This is a genomic window from Anaerostipes butyraticus (assembly GCF_016586355.1).
GTDB classification, from domain to species: Bacteria; Bacillota; Clostridia; order Lachnospirales; family Lachnospiraceae; genus Anaerostipes; species Anaerostipes butyraticus.
The window spans coordinates 230807-248117 of sequence record NZ_BLYI01000006.1 but is presented as its reverse complement, the minus strand read 5'-3'; the positions used below and the strand labels follow the sequence as shown (position 1 = coordinate 248117).

The window sequence follows — 17311 nt, the reverse complement described above, 5'->3', positions numbered from 1 at the left end:
TTATTTGAAAGGATGTGCAGACCAAAGTGGAAGATGCCTCGACGAAAGCTTATATTCCATTAAAGCGTTTTAAGATTCATTCCAGATTCAGAAGATAGACTGCGGTATGGCTTTGTTTAGAAAAACACAGGTCATGCCTTTTTGTGTTGTTTTTTACATTGATTTTAAAAATTTTCTCATTTTGAAAGGATACATACATTTATGATACAATCAGCAATTTTACTAATTATTTTGATTTTTCTAAACGCGGTCTTCGCCAGTGCGGAAATCGCTGTTATTTCCATGAATAACTCAAAACTGAAAAAAATGGCAGAAGACGGAGACAAAAGGGCCGTGAAACTTTGCCGGCTGACCGACCAGCCTTCCAGGTTCCTTGCCACCATTCAGGTTGCCATTACATTATCCGGATTCTTAAACAGTGCTTTTGCCGCAGATAATTTCTCCGGTCCACTGGCAAATCTTCTGATGAAAACCGGCATCCCGGTTTCTGAAAGTATTTTGCGATCCGTTTCCATGATCCTGATTACGATCATTTTATCTTATTTTAATATTGTTTTCGGGGAACTGGTTCCAAAACGAATTGCCATGAAAAAAACAGAGTCTCTGTCTCTGGCTTTATCCGGTCTTCTCTATGGAGTTTCCAAGTTCTTTTTCCCTCTGGTTGCCCTGCTGACTGTTTCTACCAATGGACTTTTACGTCTGCTGGGCATTAATCCGAATGATAATGAAGACACTCTGACAGAAGAAGAAATCAGAATGATGCTGATGGAAGGAAATCAGCAGGGAATCCTGGAATCCTATGAAAACGAAATGATTCAGAATGTGTTTGAATTTGATGATATTTCTGCCCAGCAGATCTGTACCCATCGTTTGGAAGTGGATGCTCTGGATGTGGATGACAGCCTGGAAACCTGGGATAAGATCATCCAGTCTACCCGTCACACCTATTATCCGATCTTTAAAGAAAACAAAGATCAGATTGTCGGCATCCTGGATACCAGAGACTATTTCCGTATGGAGGTCCGCACAAAAGACTCTCTGAGAAAACAGGCCATTCATCCGGTTTACTTTATTCCGGAAGACATGAAAGCCGATATCCTGTTCCAGAATATGAAAAGCAAACGCACATACTTTGCAGTTCTTCTGGATGAACACGGCGGAATGTCCGGAATCATTACAGTACAGGATCTGATTGAAGAACTGGTCGGCGATATGTATGACGCCAATGAAACCACACCAAAAGAAAAAATTCAGCCGGTTTCAGAAAACTGCTGGAACATCTCTGGTGATGCAGAACTGGATGATGTTCAGGAAAGCGTTCAGGTGGAACTCCCAACCGATATGTACGACACTTTTAATGGATTCATCTGCAGCATTATCGAAATGATCCCCCGGGATGGAGAGCAATTCCAGTGTGCTTATAAAAATCTGGACATTCATGTGCATAAAGTAGAAAATCATATTATCCGTGATACAACCGTAACTAAAAACCCTATCATACATCAGGAGGAAGAAGACTCCTGATTTCCTACAGGAGGCAGATACTATGGCATTTGACGGATTTGTCATTTCAAATATTGTAACCGAACTAAAACAAAAAATCGCCGGCGGCAGAATTTATAAGATTTACCAGCCGGAAACCGATGAAATCACTCTCGTGATCAAAAAGGAACGAAACACGATGCGCCTGCATATCTCTGCAAGCGCATCTCTTCCGTTGATCTACCTGACAACAGAAACCAAAACAAATCCTATGCAGGCTCCAAATTTCTGTATGCTTTTACGAAAACATTTAAGCAACGGACGGATCGTTTCCATCTGCCAGCCGGATTTTGAACGAATCATCGACATTACCGTCGAACATCTGGATGAACTTGGCGACGTCTGTCAGAAGCATCTTATCGTTGAACTTATGGGCAAACACAGCAATATCATTTTTACAGATTCTGAAGGTATGATCCTGGACAGCATCAAGCATATTTCAGCCAACATCAGCTCTGTCCGCGAGGTTCTTCCCGGCCGCACCTACTGCGCACCGCCATCCAAGGGAAAACATTCTATTTTCATGCTGACTCCCGAACTGTTTGCCAATGAAATCATCAAAAAGCCGCTTAGTCTTACAAAAGCCCTTTATACTTCAATCACCGGCATGAGTCCATTAATCGCCAATGAAGTCTGTTATCGGGCAGGACTGGATGGAAATGATTCCACGGATTCTTTAACAGAAGAAGGCGCAGGCGGTCTTTATGGACAGCTGCTAAAACTGAGAACCGCCATTGAAGATGAGGACTATCATCCTAATATCATATATTATAAAGACGAACCAAAAGAATTTTCCTGTATTACTCTGACTTCTTATGCTGATGCTCAGGAAAAAGTCTTTGATTCCATCTTCGACGTCCTGATCGAGTACTTTTCTGAAAAAGAAAAATATACGCGGATGAAGCAAAAATCCGCTGATCTGAGAAAAATCATCCAGACCGCTCAGGAAAGAACCAGCAAAAAATATGATCTTCAGAAAAAGCAGCTGAAGGATACAGAAAAAAGAGAAAAGTATAAAGTATACGGCGAACTGATCCAGGCATATGGATATCAGCTGGAACCAAATGCGAAATCTCTGACCTGCATGAATTACTATACAGATCAGGAAATTACGATTCCGCTGGATTCTAACAAAACGCCTCTGGAAAATGCGCAGAAATATTTTGCCCGGTACAACAAGCTGAAGCGGACCTATGAAGCGCTTTCCAGTCTTGTTGTGGAAACAAAAGCAGACCTGGATCATCTGGAGTCCATCGCCACATCTCTTTCATTGTCCGAAGATGAAAAAGATCTGAATCAGATCAAGCAGGAGCTGACCGATTACGGATATATTAAAAGCCGCGGACATAAAGGAGCGAAAAAGCCGAAAAAATCAAAACCCCTGCATTTTGTTTCTTCCGATGGCTTTCATATGTATGTTGGAAAAAATAATTACCAGAACGATGAACTGACTTTTAAATTCGCCAATGGAGGCGACTGGTGGTTCCATGCCAAACAAATGCCGGGATCCCATGTAATCGTTCGGAAAGAGCAGGCAGAAACCCTTCCGGATGCAACCTTTGAAGAAGCTGGCAGACTCGCTGCTTATTATTCTCAGGGAAGACAGGCTCCTAAAGTAGAAATCGACTATATCCAGCGAAAAGAGCTGAAAAAGCCGCCAAAAGCTAAACCGGGATTTGTCATCTATCATACCAATTACTCTATGATGTGTGTGCCGGATATTTCAGGCATCCAGGAAATCAAGGAGAAATAATCAGGATCAGGTGTATTTTCACACACCTGATCCTTTATTTTCCTGTTTCCGCAGTTCATGATTTGCTGTCGCTGCTGCTACCACAGCTGCCATAATATGACTGATCAGAACCGCAGTCCAGATTCCATTGATTCCAAAGCCTCGATTTGATAAAATCCACGCCAGCGGCATTCTTATGATCATATAATACATTACCATACAGAACATACTCTTCGCGGGTCTTCCCATTCCATTCAGGCTGCCAAGAAAACAGTTGGTTACAGTATTTAAAACATATCCTATGCTGACAATTTCAAAATAAACACTGACAATGTGTGCCGCCGCATCGCTGTTTACAAATAAGTGTGACAATGGGCTGGAAAAGCAGATAACCAGTACAGATAACAAAGCCAGCACGATTATTCCATACAGCAGAGAAATCTTTATGTAGTCTTTTGCCCGGTCATATCTTCTTCCTCCAGTACACTGTCCAACGATGCTTGTCAGCGCCATATTCAAAGCCATTGCAGGATAAAATAAAATGGTTTCCAGCTTCCCTGTGATTCCATAGGCGGCAAGAGCTGAAATGCCGTATCCCGTTACCAGGGAAGTAAGAAAACTGGTGCTGACTGCCGGTATACTCTGCTGAAAAGCAGAAGGAATGCCTTTTTTGATAAAAGAAGGAATCAGCTGTTTATCAAAGCAGGATAGCCTGAAATGAAAAAGCCGTTTCCGATATAAATATATCATCATAAAAATGAGACATAAAATCTGAGATAACACTGTAGCCGCCGCGGCACCATTAAATCCAAAAAAATGAATAAACAAGGGATCCAGCCCTGCATTGAGCAAAGTACAGATCAGCATTGCGATTACCTGAAAGACACTATTTCCAAAACTTCTTAAAACTGCCGTAAAATAACAGTATAAATATACCGCCAGATACCCGAGTATATAAATTGCCAGATACTGATATGCCATCTGCATAACTTCTCCCGGCGTATGAAGCAAAATTAAAATCGGTTTTAATGCCGCCTCCAGCAGGATCGTCACTCCGGCAGAAAATACAACCGCAGCAATAAACGACGTCATAATCAGCCTGTCCACCCTCTCTTTCCTGTTGGCTCCAACTGCCTGAGACAATAAAATAGCCACACCATTGGCCGTTCCCATTGCAACAGAACTTAGAATCAGAATAACCGGCGTCGCATTCGTTAATGCGGCATAAGCCGTTTCTCCCAGCAGATTTCCAATCCAGAGACTATCCACCAGATTATACGCCATATTCAGAAACATAGCTGCCATCATTGGCAGAACCATTGCCGCCAGACACTTCTTTGTACTTCCTGTGATAAAATCAATTTCCATCGTACAGTACCTCCTCTAATGAATAAATTAATGAATGAATATCAGTCACTTTCAGTTTAAAATAAATTCCTGCCAGCCCAAAGCAGGAATCTTTGTGTTCGTTTATGAAAATTTTTTTATAAGTTCAAGTAAAAAACTGCGGATGCGTTCCGCTCTTTCTTCCGGGGAAATTTCCTGATTCAGCAGCACACCCAGCTGACCATATACACAAAAGGATGCCATTGTCTCTGGATCCTGTATATGAACAGCTCCCTCTTCTTCTGCAGCCAGCAGCAATTTTTTTACAACTGGCTGCAGTTTTGCGCAGACCTTTAAAGACAGCTGATAATGAAACTTTACATTCCCCTTTTTATGACATACTTTTTGTGCATAACTGTCATTATTTTCTGTTTCCAGGAATGTGGGCATATTTCTGATCAGCTCATCCAGTGACATTTTCTCATGCAAAATGCCGCAGATATGATCCACCTGCTTTTGGGCATACTGGTCAATGGCGACATCAAATAATTCTTCCTTGGAAGAAAAATACCGATAGCAGAGCCCCTGTGCCACATGCATTTCTCTTGCGATATCAGAAATCGATGTCTTTTCATAGCCCTTTTCATAAAACACTTTCATCGCGGTATCAATAATCTCCTGACGTCGTTCCTCCGGCGCCTTGGTTACTCTTGTCATGATTCCGGCTCACCTCTTTTCTGTTTTCTTTTCGTAACCGAGTATACCACATGCAGTCTGATTTTGTCAATGAATATTATTCATTCATTTTTTGTCATAAAATTACCCTCAGACAGATAGTTTTACGTTCTGCCTGAGGGCATCTGTTAATCTGAAATCATCCTTCAAGTCCTTCTTTATGAAGCATTCATTCTGTAATCCAATCTCATTTTATCTGCAATCAGTGCGATAAATTCTGAATTCGTTGGTTTTCCTTTTCCGGCACTGATCGTATACCCGAACATTTCTTCCAGCAGCTCTACTTTTCCCCTGTTCCATGCCACCTCAATGGCGTGCCTTATGGCTCTTTCTACACTGCTGGACGTCGTCTTATATTTCTTTGCAATCGTAGGATACAATAATTTTGTAATATAATTCATCATATTCACATCTTCGATTGCCATGATAATTCCTTCTCTTATGTATTGATACCCTTTTATATGAGCCGGTATTCCAAGATCTCTTATGATCTTTGTCACATCCTGTCTGATATCGTACTTCGCAGTATCAAAATTCCTGCTGTCTCTGATTTCTCTTCTCTGCTGATACTGAATCTGCTGATTCATGTATTTCATCCTTGTAATCTGTTCGATCCTGTGAAGCAGGATATCCGGCTGAAATGGCTTCATAATACAGTAATCAACTTCCATATGATTGATGCATTCAATTAATTTCTGCGTTCCTATAAAAGTTGTAACGATAAAGGAAGGCATATCTTTGTCACTTAGCTTTTCTCTGCATTTTTCAATGACTCCAAGTCCATCAATCATAGGCAGCATCGTATCAATGACAACGACATCAGGATGATGTTTCATAATATCTTCCACTGCTCTTACGCCATCGTTTACAACCGATGCGATTTCTAATTCATCCGCAAGCGTTTCTGCCAGTTTTTCCGATTCCGTCTGATTCGCATCCGCAATCAATACTTTTAGTTTCTTGTCCATATTTCCTTATCCTCCTCATGCATAATCTTTACCTAGCCACCCTATCTGAAGCATCTTTTTCTCATGATTGTATCATATCATACCCATACTCCAGCCTTATCTTGTCTGCAATCAAAGCAATAAATTCTGAATTTGTCGGTTTTCCTTTTCCGGCATGAACCGTATAGCCAAACAGGGCGTCAATTGTATCCATCTTTCCTCTGCCCCATGCCACTTCAATGGCATGACGAATCGCCCGCTCCACGCGGCTGGATGTGGTATGAAATTTTTCCGCAATTGCCGGATACAGCTGTTTTGTAATCGAATTTAAAATATCCATATCATATACGGCCATCATAATGGAATCCCTTAAATACTGATACCCCTTAATGTGAGCAGGCACTCCGATTTCATGAATCATATTCGTCACAATAATTTCCAGCTGGTTCCTTGTAATTTTACCAGATGGATCCTTCCATGCAACAAATGGTTTCGCAGATTCACTTCCTGCTTTTACCTGCTTGATCTTCCGGATGACCGTGTTGGAGTCAAACGGCTTTAAAATGAAATAAGACGCTCCAAGTTCGATCGCCTCCTCACATACATTCTCCTGCCCCATGGCGGACAGCATGATAACCGCCGGTTTCTTTTCCATGTCTTCTTCTTTCAGACGTTCCAGCACGCCAATTCCATCCAGTTTTGGCATGATGATATCCAAAAGCACGACATCCGGGTGATTTTCCTTGATAACTTCCACAGCAGCTTCGCCATTATCTGCACTTGCCACGACTTCAATGTCGTCTTCCTGTTCCAGCAGCTGGGTCATCATTTCAATGATCCTCTGATTATCATCTGCAATCGCCACATTAATCTTGCTCATATTCAGTCCTCCAATTCTGTTTTTATTTACAAGAATATTATATATTTTACCGGAGTTTACATACAAGCCGTTATCAATCGCAATTTTTCTTCATAATATATTAAAATCAACATATTTTTACCTAAAATCCTTGAAAAATGTCGAAAAAAATACCCCCAGCCTTCGTAAAAGCTGGAGATATCCGACGTACATTTCCTAATTTTGAAAAACCCCCTGTGAATCCGACTTTAAATCTTTAAAACAATCATGGAATCCCACTCGATTCCTGCCTGTCGTAATTTTTCTAAAAAAACCGGTTTCTGATCCGGATCTGTTTTCCACGCCAGACCGCATCCTGCAGAAATCTCTGACGGCAGGGGAATGATTCTTCCCGGGAGATCCTGTCCCTGACAGAATTTTTCCATCCTCATGGCCTCTGTTGTAGTGGAAAATGTAATGATCAGCTGTTCTCTTTTCTTCCGCATGTTCTTCCTTCCTTACGGTTTGATGATGGAATCCGCCTGCATCATCTTTTCGGTAATCACATACATATTGGTCACATCGCCGATCTTTAATTTCTCTGACAGCCCATAATAATTCAGACAGGTTCCACAGGTCAGGATTTCCACTCCCTGAGCTTCCAGCTGCTTCAGATCTTCCAGAGCCGGAGAGCCCTCACAGGTAAAAGGCGCTCCTCCATTGTAAAACAAAATAGTCTCCGGCAGTTCATCCTGCTGAGTTAAAGCATAAATGAATCCCTTCATTAAAACTTCTCCCAGTTCATCGTTCCCTTCTCCCATCCTGCCAGAAGAAATCACAACAATTTTATGGTTTCGGCTGTCTGGAATGCACACGGTTTCTTCTGCGGTATCTTCCTGCTTTTCCATACCTTCTCCGCCTTCTCCCACTGTCATGATTACCTGATATTTCTGTTCTTCCAGCTTTTGAGACTGAATCTCGTATCCTTTCTGAACGGCCATTTTCGTAAGATTCTGAACCGCAATCTCATTGTCTACCAGAACTTCCACCGTTCCAGGACCGTTTAACTCTTTAATTGCATTTTTTGTTTTCACTACAGGGATCGGACATGCATCTCCAATGGCATTTACCTTTATCATAATCTTTCCTTTCTACCGCTGACCGCGGACATAAATTTCTTTTTCCTTTTTCTCTGTTAATGTTCCCACTGCCGATGCCGGAAGTCCGGCTTCTCTCAGTTCCACCAGAAGTCTCTCCGCCTGATCCGGCGCCGCAGCGATCAGAAGTCCTCCCGAAGTCTGAGGATCAAACAGCACTTCTTCCATGGCGAACGGAACATGTTCAAACTCCACATATGGTCCTACATGATTGCGATTGCGCTGTCCTGCCGCCGTCAGCAGAAATTCATTGGCATAATCAGCCGCGCCGGAAATCACCGGAATCTGTTCTGCAATCACTTCCGCAGACAAACGTCCATCCAGCATTTCATGCAGATGCCCCAGAAAACTGAAACCGGTTACATCTGTACATGCATGAATCTCATATTTTCTGCAGATTTCAGAAGCATATTTATTCAGCTGGATCATGGAGCTGACTGCTTCCTTCATATCTTCTTCTTTTGCTTCCTGCACCCGGCTGGCCGTACAGACAATTCCCACACCTAATTTCTTCGTCAGAATCAGCACATCTCCAGGATATCCTCCGTTGTTGGAATAAATCCGATCCGGATGAACCAGCCCGGTCACTGACAAACCATATTTTACATCTGAATCCTGAATGGAATGGCCTCCTGCCAGAGTTCCGCCCGCTTCTATGACTTTCTCTGATCCGCCTCTCATAATTTCTCCCAGAATATTAAGATCCATAGTCTCGGGAAAACATACAATATTCAGCGCTGTTTTCACTTCACCGCCCATGGCATAAATATCACTCAGGGCATTGGCAGCCGCAATCTGGCCAAAAGTATACGGATCATCTACCATCGGAGGAAAAAAATCCAATGTCTGAACAAAAGCAGTATCATCCGACACTTTATAAACCGCCGCATCATCTCTGCTGTCATAGCCAATCAAAAGATTTTCATCTTTCGGACCCTTCGGCAGTTTTTCCAGAACTCTGTTTAAAATGCCTGCTCCAAGTTTTGCCGTGCATCCGCCGCCTTTGCAAAAAACAATCTTCTCTCCCATACTTCTCCTTCTTTCTTTCGTTTCCAGTCATAAAGCCGATCGATCAGCTGTCCAGCAGTTCAATAAATGCTCCGATCCTGGTATCAATCTGCCCCTGGTCCGTCATAGAATAATCTGTTGTAATTGCCAGATATGGAATATCTTTCTCCTCTGTGACAAAACGTTTTACCGCGTCCGATTCGATGGCAAACGTATGGCAGGCCTGCAGCAGCACTTCAATCACTCCGTCCGCCTGATATTCATCAATCTGTTCTCCCATGGCTTTAAAACGGCCCGGATTAGGACTCATCACAGAACAGTTTACCCGCAGATATTTTTCTGCAATTGCGGTAATCGGGTCTTTTTCTTCATCGATTGGATCCTTCTTTTCTCTCGGACCACAGCAGTTCTCAAAGCCGACAACATCTGCGCCTAATTCCTCAATCCGTCTGATTACTTTGTCAATCACTCCATGCGTTGGACATCCCGTGATCAGAATCCTCGGTCTCGATTTTTTCCCTTTATATTCCTTTTCATAAAGATCTGTTAATTCCCTGGTTCTTTGCTCCAGATACTTGATCTTTTCTTCTATATCAAAGGCATAATCATTGGATGTAACGACCGTATTCAGTTCGTATCCGGAAATCGGCGTCGGCTTCAGACGTCCAACTTCATAAAAATCAAGAATTGCTTTTCTTTCCCGGTTTCTTAAACGGATTGCCGCACGAAGTTTTTCTTCTGTAATCTTGATCCCATAAAAATCTTCCAGATCTTCTTTTACACTTTCCACTTCCGCCTTCCAAAACTCCAGCGCGCCTTTTCCTCCTGCTCCCGGAGGCAGCTGCATAATATGACAGTGTTTCAGCTCTCCCATCAGCTCATACATTTTCTTCTTTCCATCACAGGTTGTTTCTGCCAGCACCATATCCGAAAAATAGAAAAACGGACAGCGGTCCGTTGCCGCGGAACCATAACTTGCTTTAATCAAAGGACACAGATTTTTCGGCAGTCTCTTTTCCGCTGCCGGGATATTCTCTTCTCCAATTCCGCATAATACGACTGCGACTGCATCAGCTGCCTCAATCAGTTCCCATGGCGTATAAGTACAAAATACTCCCACAATTCTGCGTCCTTCTTCTTTTAACTTTTTGAGACTTAAAAAAGCCTTCTTCCTTGCCTCTGGATATGTAACAAAATCTTTGGGCAGTTTTATTTCTTCCATCTTTTTCTCCTTTACTTTTCCATTTTAAGGGCTGCCGCCGCTGCTCCAACCGCGCCTGCATATCTTGCCAGGGCGTGAGAACGGACCTCCCTGCCCAGCTGTGCAGATAAAAGTTCTATTAAATATTGATTTTCACAAAGCCCTCCGGTAAGAAACACCGGACGGTCACCATCTCCAAGTTTTGCATATTCCTGCTTCACTTTTCTGACAACAGAATCCAGAACACCCCAGGCAATGTTTTCTTTTGAGGTTCCTTTTCCGATCAGCGCAACAATCTCAGACTCCGCAAACACAGTGCACATGGAACTTATTTTTAGTTCCTCCGTCCGGTTTCTGGCGGCCGAATCCATCTGATCAATAGGCAGTTCCAGTCTGTTTGCCATGATCTCAATGAATTTCCCGGTTCCAGCCGAACATTTGTCATTCATAAAAAATTCTTCCACTCTGCCTTTTGTACAGGAAATTACTTTGGTATCCTGACCGCCAATATCAATCAGATTCATTGGCTCTTCTCCAAACAGAACTGCCGCTCCCTTTGCATGACAGGTAATTTCCGTTACTTTCTTCTGTGCTGCTTCAACAGCTTCTCTCCCGTACCCGGTCGAGACACACAGCGATTGTTTTAAGTCTATTCCCTGACACATAAGCGCTTCCTCAATCCTGGTGACTGTCTCGAAACTGCTCCACCCTGTAGGAAGAACAAATGTATACAAAATCTCCGCATTTTCATCTAAAACCGCTGTTTTTGCACAGGTTGATCCGATATCTATTCCGATATAATTCATATTCTGCCTTTCTTTTCAGCACTCACTGATATATTTCTTTTTAAAACCATTATACCATGTCTTTCATCTTCCTTTTATCGTGTTATTCGTTTTATCGATTCTATTAATTGATAAAATCGATAAATAGGATTACAATAAAAGAAAACCATATGCAAAGGAGATTTTCTGTTATGGAATTTCGTCATTTAGAAATTTTTCTTGCTGTCGCTGAGACAAAAAGTTTCTCAAAAGCCGCAAAACACCTGTTTTTGTCTCAGTCTACGGTAAGCTCTCATATTAAAAATCTGGAATCAGAACTTCAAAAGCCACTGTTTATCCGCTCCACAAAATCTGTGGAGCTGTCTCCGGACGGCTGTACCTTCCTGAGATATGCAAACTCCATACTGGAAATGAGAGAGGCCGCCCTGGAAGCCCTAAATGCCCCTTCTGAAACCATACTGCGCATCGGAGCTTCCACAATTCCTTCCGGATATCTTCTTCCCAGACTTCTTCGGGGCTTCCACGATTCTCATCCTCATACCTTTTTCGATATCCAGCAGGGTGACAGCGGGGAAATCCTGGAAAAAATACTGGACGGATCTCTGGAACTTGGTTTCATCGGAAAAAAAGAAGACACACCAAAGTGCGTCTTCCTGCCATTTTGTAAAGATGATCTGGTTCTTGCCCTACCGGCGAACCAGTACTATTTTCATTTGTTAAACCAGAATCCTCCCATACAGGAAATCCTGAAAGAACCTGTTATCTTAAGAGAACAGGGTTCCGGAACAAGAAAAGCTGCTGACCTGTATCTGGATTCCATTCATCTTTCTCCCGAAAACTTAAATGTCATCGCGCGAACCAATGATCTGGAATCCACTAAGCGAATGATCCAAAACGGCATGGGGATTTCCATTCTTTCCAAATATGCGGTAAAAGATCTGGAAGCCCAGGGAGTCATACTGACCCTCCCTCTGGAATCCGGCATCCATCGGTCTTTTTATATTGTATATCGGAAAGATAATCCCCTGAAATCTGCCTTTCAGGATTTTATTCAGTATGTAAAATGCCAGGACTTTTCATGATCTATTTTACAATTTTTACATGAGGATAAATCTCTTTGATCCGTTTATCAGGAAAATGGTCATCCAAAAATCGTTCCATCCGGTTTTCCGCTTTTTTCCCCTGGATGTGTCTTTCCGAATATCTTGACATGGCAAGTCCTGACAGCGCCATGTCAAGCGTCATGAAAATAAGGAATCCCCACGCAAGGATTTTCCCCGCTTTTTTCGGCAGCTTCTCAATCCATTTTGAAAAAAACGGATAAAGACCTTTCATCCAGATTACAGAAGCGAATCCCCAGAAAAAGCAATACAGAAGGTTAATTCTGCCGCCCAGATTAAATGGAATTTTACTGTAATCCCAGAACACAGTCCCAAAAACCATCTCGGAGAGGACACTGCAGATATACTCATAAGCTCCTCCCAGCAGCGTTCCGTAAATAAAAATAAAACGGTCACTTCGGTTTCGGTACTGATAGAGAATTGCTGTCAGAAGCACGCAGCCAAATCCCCATACAATGCTGAATGGTCCGAACACAACACTGCTGCGGCTCATAATAACGCCGTACTTCATATAACAGAAGATCGTCTCTATCACATCTCCAAGAAAGGCTCCCAGGAAAAAGATGCAGACCAGCTTGTAAAAGCCGCATCCCGCCGCAAAAACATCCGCTTCTGCTTCTGCCTTTTTGATTTCCTTCTCTCTCTCCAGTTTTGCCTTCAGAATTGTCCTGACATCCAGCAGAGGATAGGCCTTTTCAAGATGCTTCAATATCCATTTTGTAACGCCTTCTCCCATCATATCCGCTGTCTTCTGAAGATTCTCTGACACCTGATATACCAGTGACAATTTACGGATATGGGACTTGATCTTAAGGATTCCTGTTACTGTACCCGCCAGATCAATGATAAGAACCACTCCAAGAATGATCAGCAGGATCCCTCCGATCGTTTTCGGAATCAGTAAAGTCGCATCTTTCAATATAGGATTAACCACCCGGATCATCAGAACCGCCAAGGCGCCCCAAAGGGCTGTATAAGGAAGATTGACATATCCGCTGAAATGATATTTTCTCCTGGAATAATCCCACCATTTATGATGGAAAATCTTTTCCAGTAAAAATCCTGTGAAAAATGTCATGACAAAGGACAGAATCGCTCCTCCGAGAAACAGGAAAAAAACGCTTTCTCTTAATTCTGACAGAAAAATCGTAAATACTACGGCACTGACTCCGTACGAAGGGCAATAAGGTCCATACAAAAAACCAACATCAACGAACTTCTTCGTTCTTACTGCCGCTGCCGCCGTGGCAAACAGCCAGCCCAGAAACGAATACAGTACAAAAAACCACATCAATTGATAAAATGTTTCGTTCATTATAATATCCTTTCCAAAATCCTATTGTTTATGTCATATCATACCGATTTTTGTCGAAAAAAACAACCCTGACATAAAATCTGATTTGAAAAGGCGAAGATCACTTGTCTTAACTGCCTTTTTTCATCCTTAACTGAAAATCTGAATCATAATACAGATTCAGGTCTCTGCAGATTCTGTCATTGATCTGCATCAGCGCCTCCCTGTATTCCTTATACTTTGGGGATAATTCCATCATGGCCGGAAGAAAAATATCATTATATCCACAATCCTGGAGCCGTTTCATAAAGCGGCGCTGGGATATGAATGCCGGATGATATCGAAAGAAAAAGCTGTTTTTCATTTTCACATTCTGCTTTGTCTGTTTTTTCAACTTCTCATATGATTCCTCTGTGGGATTCAAATAATCTTTGATCTGATCGTCCATCTTTTTTATCATGGTATCCAGCGATGGTTTCGGCAAAAAACGGTACATGATATAAGAACTCACTTTCATAAAAAACGGAATTTTAATATCAGCATTGTCTAAAAAATCCACAATACGATCATATGCTTCTTTCTGCTCCTTTGTTTCCATTGGAATCTGCAAATACGGAAGAAAATGATGCAGGAAATAGTACCCATAGAACCCCGGAAACATATCTTTCAGTTTTTCTCCTATGGTCTTATAATCAATTACGCTGCAGACACTTTCTATTTCTTTTGTCTGAATATATTTCTTTAATTCTTCCCATTGAACGGTCAGCTTCCGGATTTCCTGTTCCTTTTCGCTGCTGATCTGATCAAGCAGTCTGTCATCCCCTTCTTCCAACAATATTTTTATCTCTCTGATTCCGATTCCAAGTTTCCGGTACAAAGAAATCTTCTCCAGTATCTTAACATCTTCCGGGGTATAGTTACGGTATCCATTGCTGTCTTTCTTAACTTTCAGCAGACCTTTTTCTTCATAATATTTTACTGCTCGTTTGCTGAGATCTACTTTTCTCACAACTTCATTTAATCTCATATCCTGAACCTCCTTACAGTTTTAATATAAACCTGTACGCAGCGTACAGGTCAAGAGATAATATGATATAATGCAGACATGGAGGTATTTACACATGAACGACCGTCAATTACATTCTTTTCTTCTGGCAGCCGATTCCGGAAGTTTTTCCAAAGGGGCACAGGCCGCTTTTATTTCCACTCCGGCTCTGGTGCAGTAGATCAATTTACTGGAAAAAAATATCGGGTTCCCATTATTTTACCGCACACACCAGGGAATTTCCCTGACGCCTGCAGGCGGGATCTTTTATGACGCTTCCAGAGAAATCCTGCAGACTTATGAAGACGCCTGTGCCCGGGGACGTGAAATCAGCCGGACAGAAAATGATTCTCTCACAATCGCATATCCTCCGGAACAATTTCCGCCATTTATCCTGAAAGCATATGAAACCTTCTTACAAGATTTTCCAAACACTGCCGTTACATTTCTTCCGATGCCGTACAACGAGCATATTGCTAAAATCGCAGGCGGAAAGGCTGACTGTTCGATTCTCGCAGAACCACGGAAAGAATGTCTGGGGGATCTGATCTTCACCAAACTATTTGAAGACACCTATAGTTTCTGCATGAGGCCGGAACATCCGCTTGCGGACCGCAGCCTTCTTAAAGCCGATGATCTGACAGATGGTTCTATCTTATGCGGAAATTATTATTATATGAAATATCCTTTCCACCAGCAGCTGTCTGCCGTCTCCAGCCGCATACAGGTGCTGGACAGCGAATACGATATGTCCATCCGCTCCAAAGTCCTGCTGACAGATGATATTTTCGCGATTCACTCCCGCTGGAGCAGCCAGTACCAGTCCTTTCTTACCGTAGTCCCTTCTGATCTGCCTGCCGGACCTGTCGGCGCGGTCTGCAGGAAAAATCCGTCTCCGGCCGTCACTCATTTTTTATCTTATTTTTAGATGAATTAAAACAGGGCAGACCCGTCGAATCTGCCCTTCCATTATTGAGGTTATAAACGCTGTCCCCCGTCAATTCCTTTGAACGCAGAATATCCGTCATCTGCCATTACCGTCGTTCCATTTACCGCAGACGCCTCATCGAGAGTCATCAGATAAAACGACGCCGGCAATCTCTTCCGGCTCTACAATCCGGCCTTTCATATGAAGGGAAGCTCCAATTTTAGCTACCGTATCATCAATCATCTCCGTTCTGACCCAGCCTGGTGATACGCATACCACTCTGATTCCATAGCCTGACAATTCTCTGGCCAGACTCTTCGTTACCATTTCTACCGCTCCTTTGGAAGCATGATATCCTACGGATTCGGAGTTTGCCATAGTTCCGCAGATAGAGCCAATATTTACGATCGTACCTTTCTGCTGATCCGCCATATATTTACTCACGGCATGTATCATATGAATCGTCCCCATGACATTAATATCCATCGTTCTCCGGATATCTTCCATATCTGCTTTGAAAAAACTTTCTCTCCTGCTTACAACTCCGGCATTATTGACTAATACATCAATACGGCCATATGTATCCATCGTTTCATCTACCACTTTTCTGCACTCTTCATAATCCTGCACGCAGCAGTGTTTCCAGGTCACTTCCCCGAATTCAGAAAGTCTTTCCTGCGCACGAAGGCCTTTTTCCTCATTGGTACTTAAAATTACCACCCGGCAGTCTTTCTCCAGAAATAATTTTGCGGCCGCATATCCGATTCCGGCGCTTCCTCCGGTTATAATAACTACTTTTTTCTCCATCATTCATTCCTCTTTCTTCTAAACGATAACAACTAACTTCGTTAAAATATTATCATTTATCGAAGGAATCGGGAATTAGATTCTTCTTAAACAGTGTAAAGTTAAAACTTAATACTTCTGCCTGCTTTCCTGTTTCTGCTGCGTTAAAAGCCACCCAATCCCCGCCGAGGTTCTCTCAGCGGCATTCTGAAAATGATTTCCCGGATTTAACTGAAATACTGTCTGAATTCCTTTCTCCCGGTAAAATCTTTCTATCTGTTCCGTATTTTTACGCACCGTTTTCATATACGGATTGCGTGTCCTGCTTTCTTTGCTTCCCACAGAAAAATATATACATTCCGGTTCTTTTGCCATTTCATGAGAGAATACATAATCTATAATTCCCGGGAACCACAGAGATCCGGATATACTTGCCGCCCTGGAGAAAAGATCCGTCTGATACAGCGCATACACGGCAAAAAGCCCTGCCAGTGAGTATCCCGCCAGTCCCCTCCATGAAATTTTACCTGTTATTCTTCTCTCTGCTTCAGGAACAATGGTTTTTGTCATGAAATTCAGATATTCATCTGCTCCGCCGGTACATGGCTCGGCGTTTTTGGAAATCGGAGGCGCATCCCATGGCGTCATATCATGATTCCAGTCAAGACCGCTGATTGTTATCAGTGTAACTTCCGGACATTCCTGCTGCTTCAATATTTCATATATCTTATCGTTTCCTTCTTCCATGACAGTATTAAGATAAATCACAGGGACATCCGCTGTATTCGCCTGATAAATCGTGACCTTCTTCTCGTCTATGGTAAATGAATTCATCTCTGATGTCTCTCCTTTCCCGGCATTCAATG

Annotated in this window: 18 protein-coding genes; 5 read left to right on the top strand and 13 right to left on the bottom strand. The window is 42.5% G+C overall.

Annotated features, from left to right (window positions below; translation table 11 throughout):
• Positions 1–201: 201 nt before the first annotated feature.
• Together JMF81_RS02195 and JMF81_RS02190 are read left to right on the top strand one after the other, a co-directional pair.
• Positions 202–1524 carry a hemolysin family protein gene (locus JMF81_RS02195; protein WP_201309826.1) on the top strand — a complete coding sequence of 441 codons (1323 nt, stop codon included), beginning with the start codon at positions 202–204 and terminating at the stop codon, positions 1522–1524.
• A 22-nt stretch (positions 1525–1546) separates the two neighbouring features.
• On the top strand, positions 1547–3295 hold the full coding sequence (locus tag JMF81_RS02190; protein ID WP_201309825.1) for an Rqc2 family fibronectin-binding protein: 1749 nt from the start codon (positions 1547–1549) through the stop codon (positions 3293–3295).
• A gap of 18 nt (positions 3296–3313) precedes the next feature.
• On the opposite strand, the gene JMF81_RS02185 is transcribed toward JMF81_RS02190, so the two are convergent.
• The 9 genes from JMF81_RS02185 to JMF81_RS02145 form a co-directional block, all read right to left on the bottom strand.
• Complete coding sequence (locus tag JMF81_RS02185; RefSeq protein ID WP_201309824.1) at positions 3314–4642, bottom strand: MATE family efflux transporter; 1329 nt, start codon at positions 4640–4642, stop codon at positions 3314–3316.
• A 102-nt stretch (positions 4643–4744) separates the two neighbouring features.
• A complete protein-coding gene (locus JMF81_RS02180) occupies positions 4745–5317 on the bottom strand; it encodes a TetR/AcrR family transcriptional regulator (protein ID WP_201309823.1) in 573 nt (190 codons plus the stop codon).
• A 176-nt stretch (positions 5318–5493) separates the two neighbouring features.
• Entirely contained in the window at positions 5494–6303 is an 810-nt protein-coding gene (spo0A, locus tag JMF81_RS02175) for a sporulation transcription factor Spo0A (RefSeq protein ID WP_201309822.1), read from the bottom strand.
• A gap of 61 nt (positions 6304–6364) precedes the next feature.
• Entirely contained in the window at positions 6365–7162 is a 798-nt protein-coding gene (gene spo0A, locus JMF81_RS02170) for a sporulation transcription factor Spo0A (RefSeq protein ID WP_201309821.1), read from the bottom strand.
• Positions 7163–7389: 227 nt separating this feature from the next.
• Positions 7390–7626 (bottom strand): DUF3343 domain-containing protein, encoded by a 237-nt coding sequence (locus JMF81_RS02165; RefSeq protein ID WP_201309820.1) that lies wholly within the window; start codon positions 7624–7626, stop codon positions 7390–7392.
• Between the two features lie 12 nt (positions 7627–7638).
• A complete protein-coding gene (gene yedF, locus JMF81_RS02160) occupies positions 7639–8259 on the bottom strand; it encodes a sulfurtransferase-like selenium metabolism protein YedF (RefSeq protein ID WP_201309819.1) in 621 nt (206 codons plus the stop codon).
• 12 nt (positions 8260–8271) lie between these two features.
• On the bottom strand, positions 8272–9306 hold the full coding sequence (selD, locus tag JMF81_RS02155) for a selenide, water dikinase SelD (RefSeq protein WP_201309818.1): 1035 nt from the start codon (positions 9304–9306) through the stop codon (positions 8272–8274).
• 43 nt (positions 9307–9349) lie between these two features.
• The gene (locus tag JMF81_RS02150) at positions 9350–10507 is read right to left on the bottom strand and encodes a double-cubane-cluster-containing anaerobic reductase (RefSeq protein WP_201309817.1); all 1158 of its coding nucleotides are present in this window, start codon (positions 10505–10507) and stop codon (positions 9350–9352) included.
• Between the two features lie 11 nt (positions 10508–10518).
• A complete protein-coding gene (locus JMF81_RS02145; protein ID WP_201309816.1) occupies positions 10519–11292 on the bottom strand; it encodes an acyl-CoA dehydratase activase in 774 nt (257 codons plus the stop codon).
• Between the two features lie 170 nt (positions 11293–11462).
• Here JMF81_RS02145 and JMF81_RS02140 point away from each other — a divergent pair, with 170 nt between their 5' ends.
• Positions 11463–12353 (top strand): selenium metabolism-associated LysR family transcriptional regulator, encoded by an 891-nt coding sequence (locus JMF81_RS02140; RefSeq protein ID WP_201309815.1) that lies wholly within the window; start codon positions 11463–11465, stop codon positions 12351–12353.
• A 1-nt stretch (position 12354) separates the two neighbouring features.
• Here the strand turns inward: JMF81_RS02140 and JMF81_RS02135 are convergent, their stop codons facing one another.
• Both JMF81_RS02135 and JMF81_RS02130 read right to left on the bottom strand, forming a co-directional pair.
• The gene (locus JMF81_RS02135) at positions 12355–13707 is read right to left on the bottom strand and encodes a putative ABC transporter permease (RefSeq protein WP_201309814.1); all 1353 of its coding nucleotides are present in this window, start codon (positions 13705–13707) and stop codon (positions 12355–12357) included.
• Positions 13708–13816: 109 nt separating this feature from the next.
• Positions 13817–14713: a MerR family transcriptional regulator gene (locus JMF81_RS02130; protein WP_201309813.1), complete on the bottom strand. Its 897-nt coding sequence runs from the start codon at positions 14711–14713 to the stop codon at positions 13817–13819.
• Positions 14714–14807: 94 nt separating this feature from the next.
• Between JMF81_RS02130 and JMF81_RS02125 the strand changes: the two genes are divergently transcribed.
• The gene (locus tag JMF81_RS02125) at positions 14808–14912 is read left to right on the top strand and encodes a LysR family transcriptional regulator (protein WP_201309812.1); all 105 of its coding nucleotides are present in this window, start codon (positions 14808–14810) and stop codon (positions 14910–14912) included.
• Positions 14913–15659: a LysR family transcriptional regulator gene (locus tag JMF81_RS02120; RefSeq protein ID WP_201309855.1), complete on the top strand. Its 747-nt coding sequence runs from the start codon at positions 14913–14915 to the stop codon at positions 15657–15659.
• A gap of 135 nt (positions 15660–15794) precedes the next feature.
• On the opposite strand, the gene JMF81_RS02115 is transcribed toward JMF81_RS02120, so the two are convergent.
• A complete protein-coding gene (locus tag JMF81_RS02115; RefSeq protein ID WP_201309811.1) occupies positions 15795–16469 on the bottom strand; it encodes an SDR family NAD(P)-dependent oxidoreductase in 675 nt (224 codons plus the stop codon).
• 105 nt (positions 16470–16574) lie between these two features.
• Positions 16575–17279 carry an alpha/beta hydrolase gene (locus tag JMF81_RS02110; RefSeq protein ID WP_201309810.1) on the bottom strand — a complete coding sequence of 235 codons (705 nt, stop codon included), beginning with the start codon at positions 17277–17279 and terminating at the stop codon, positions 16575–16577.
• Between the last annotated feature and the right edge of the window lie 32 nt (positions 17280–17311).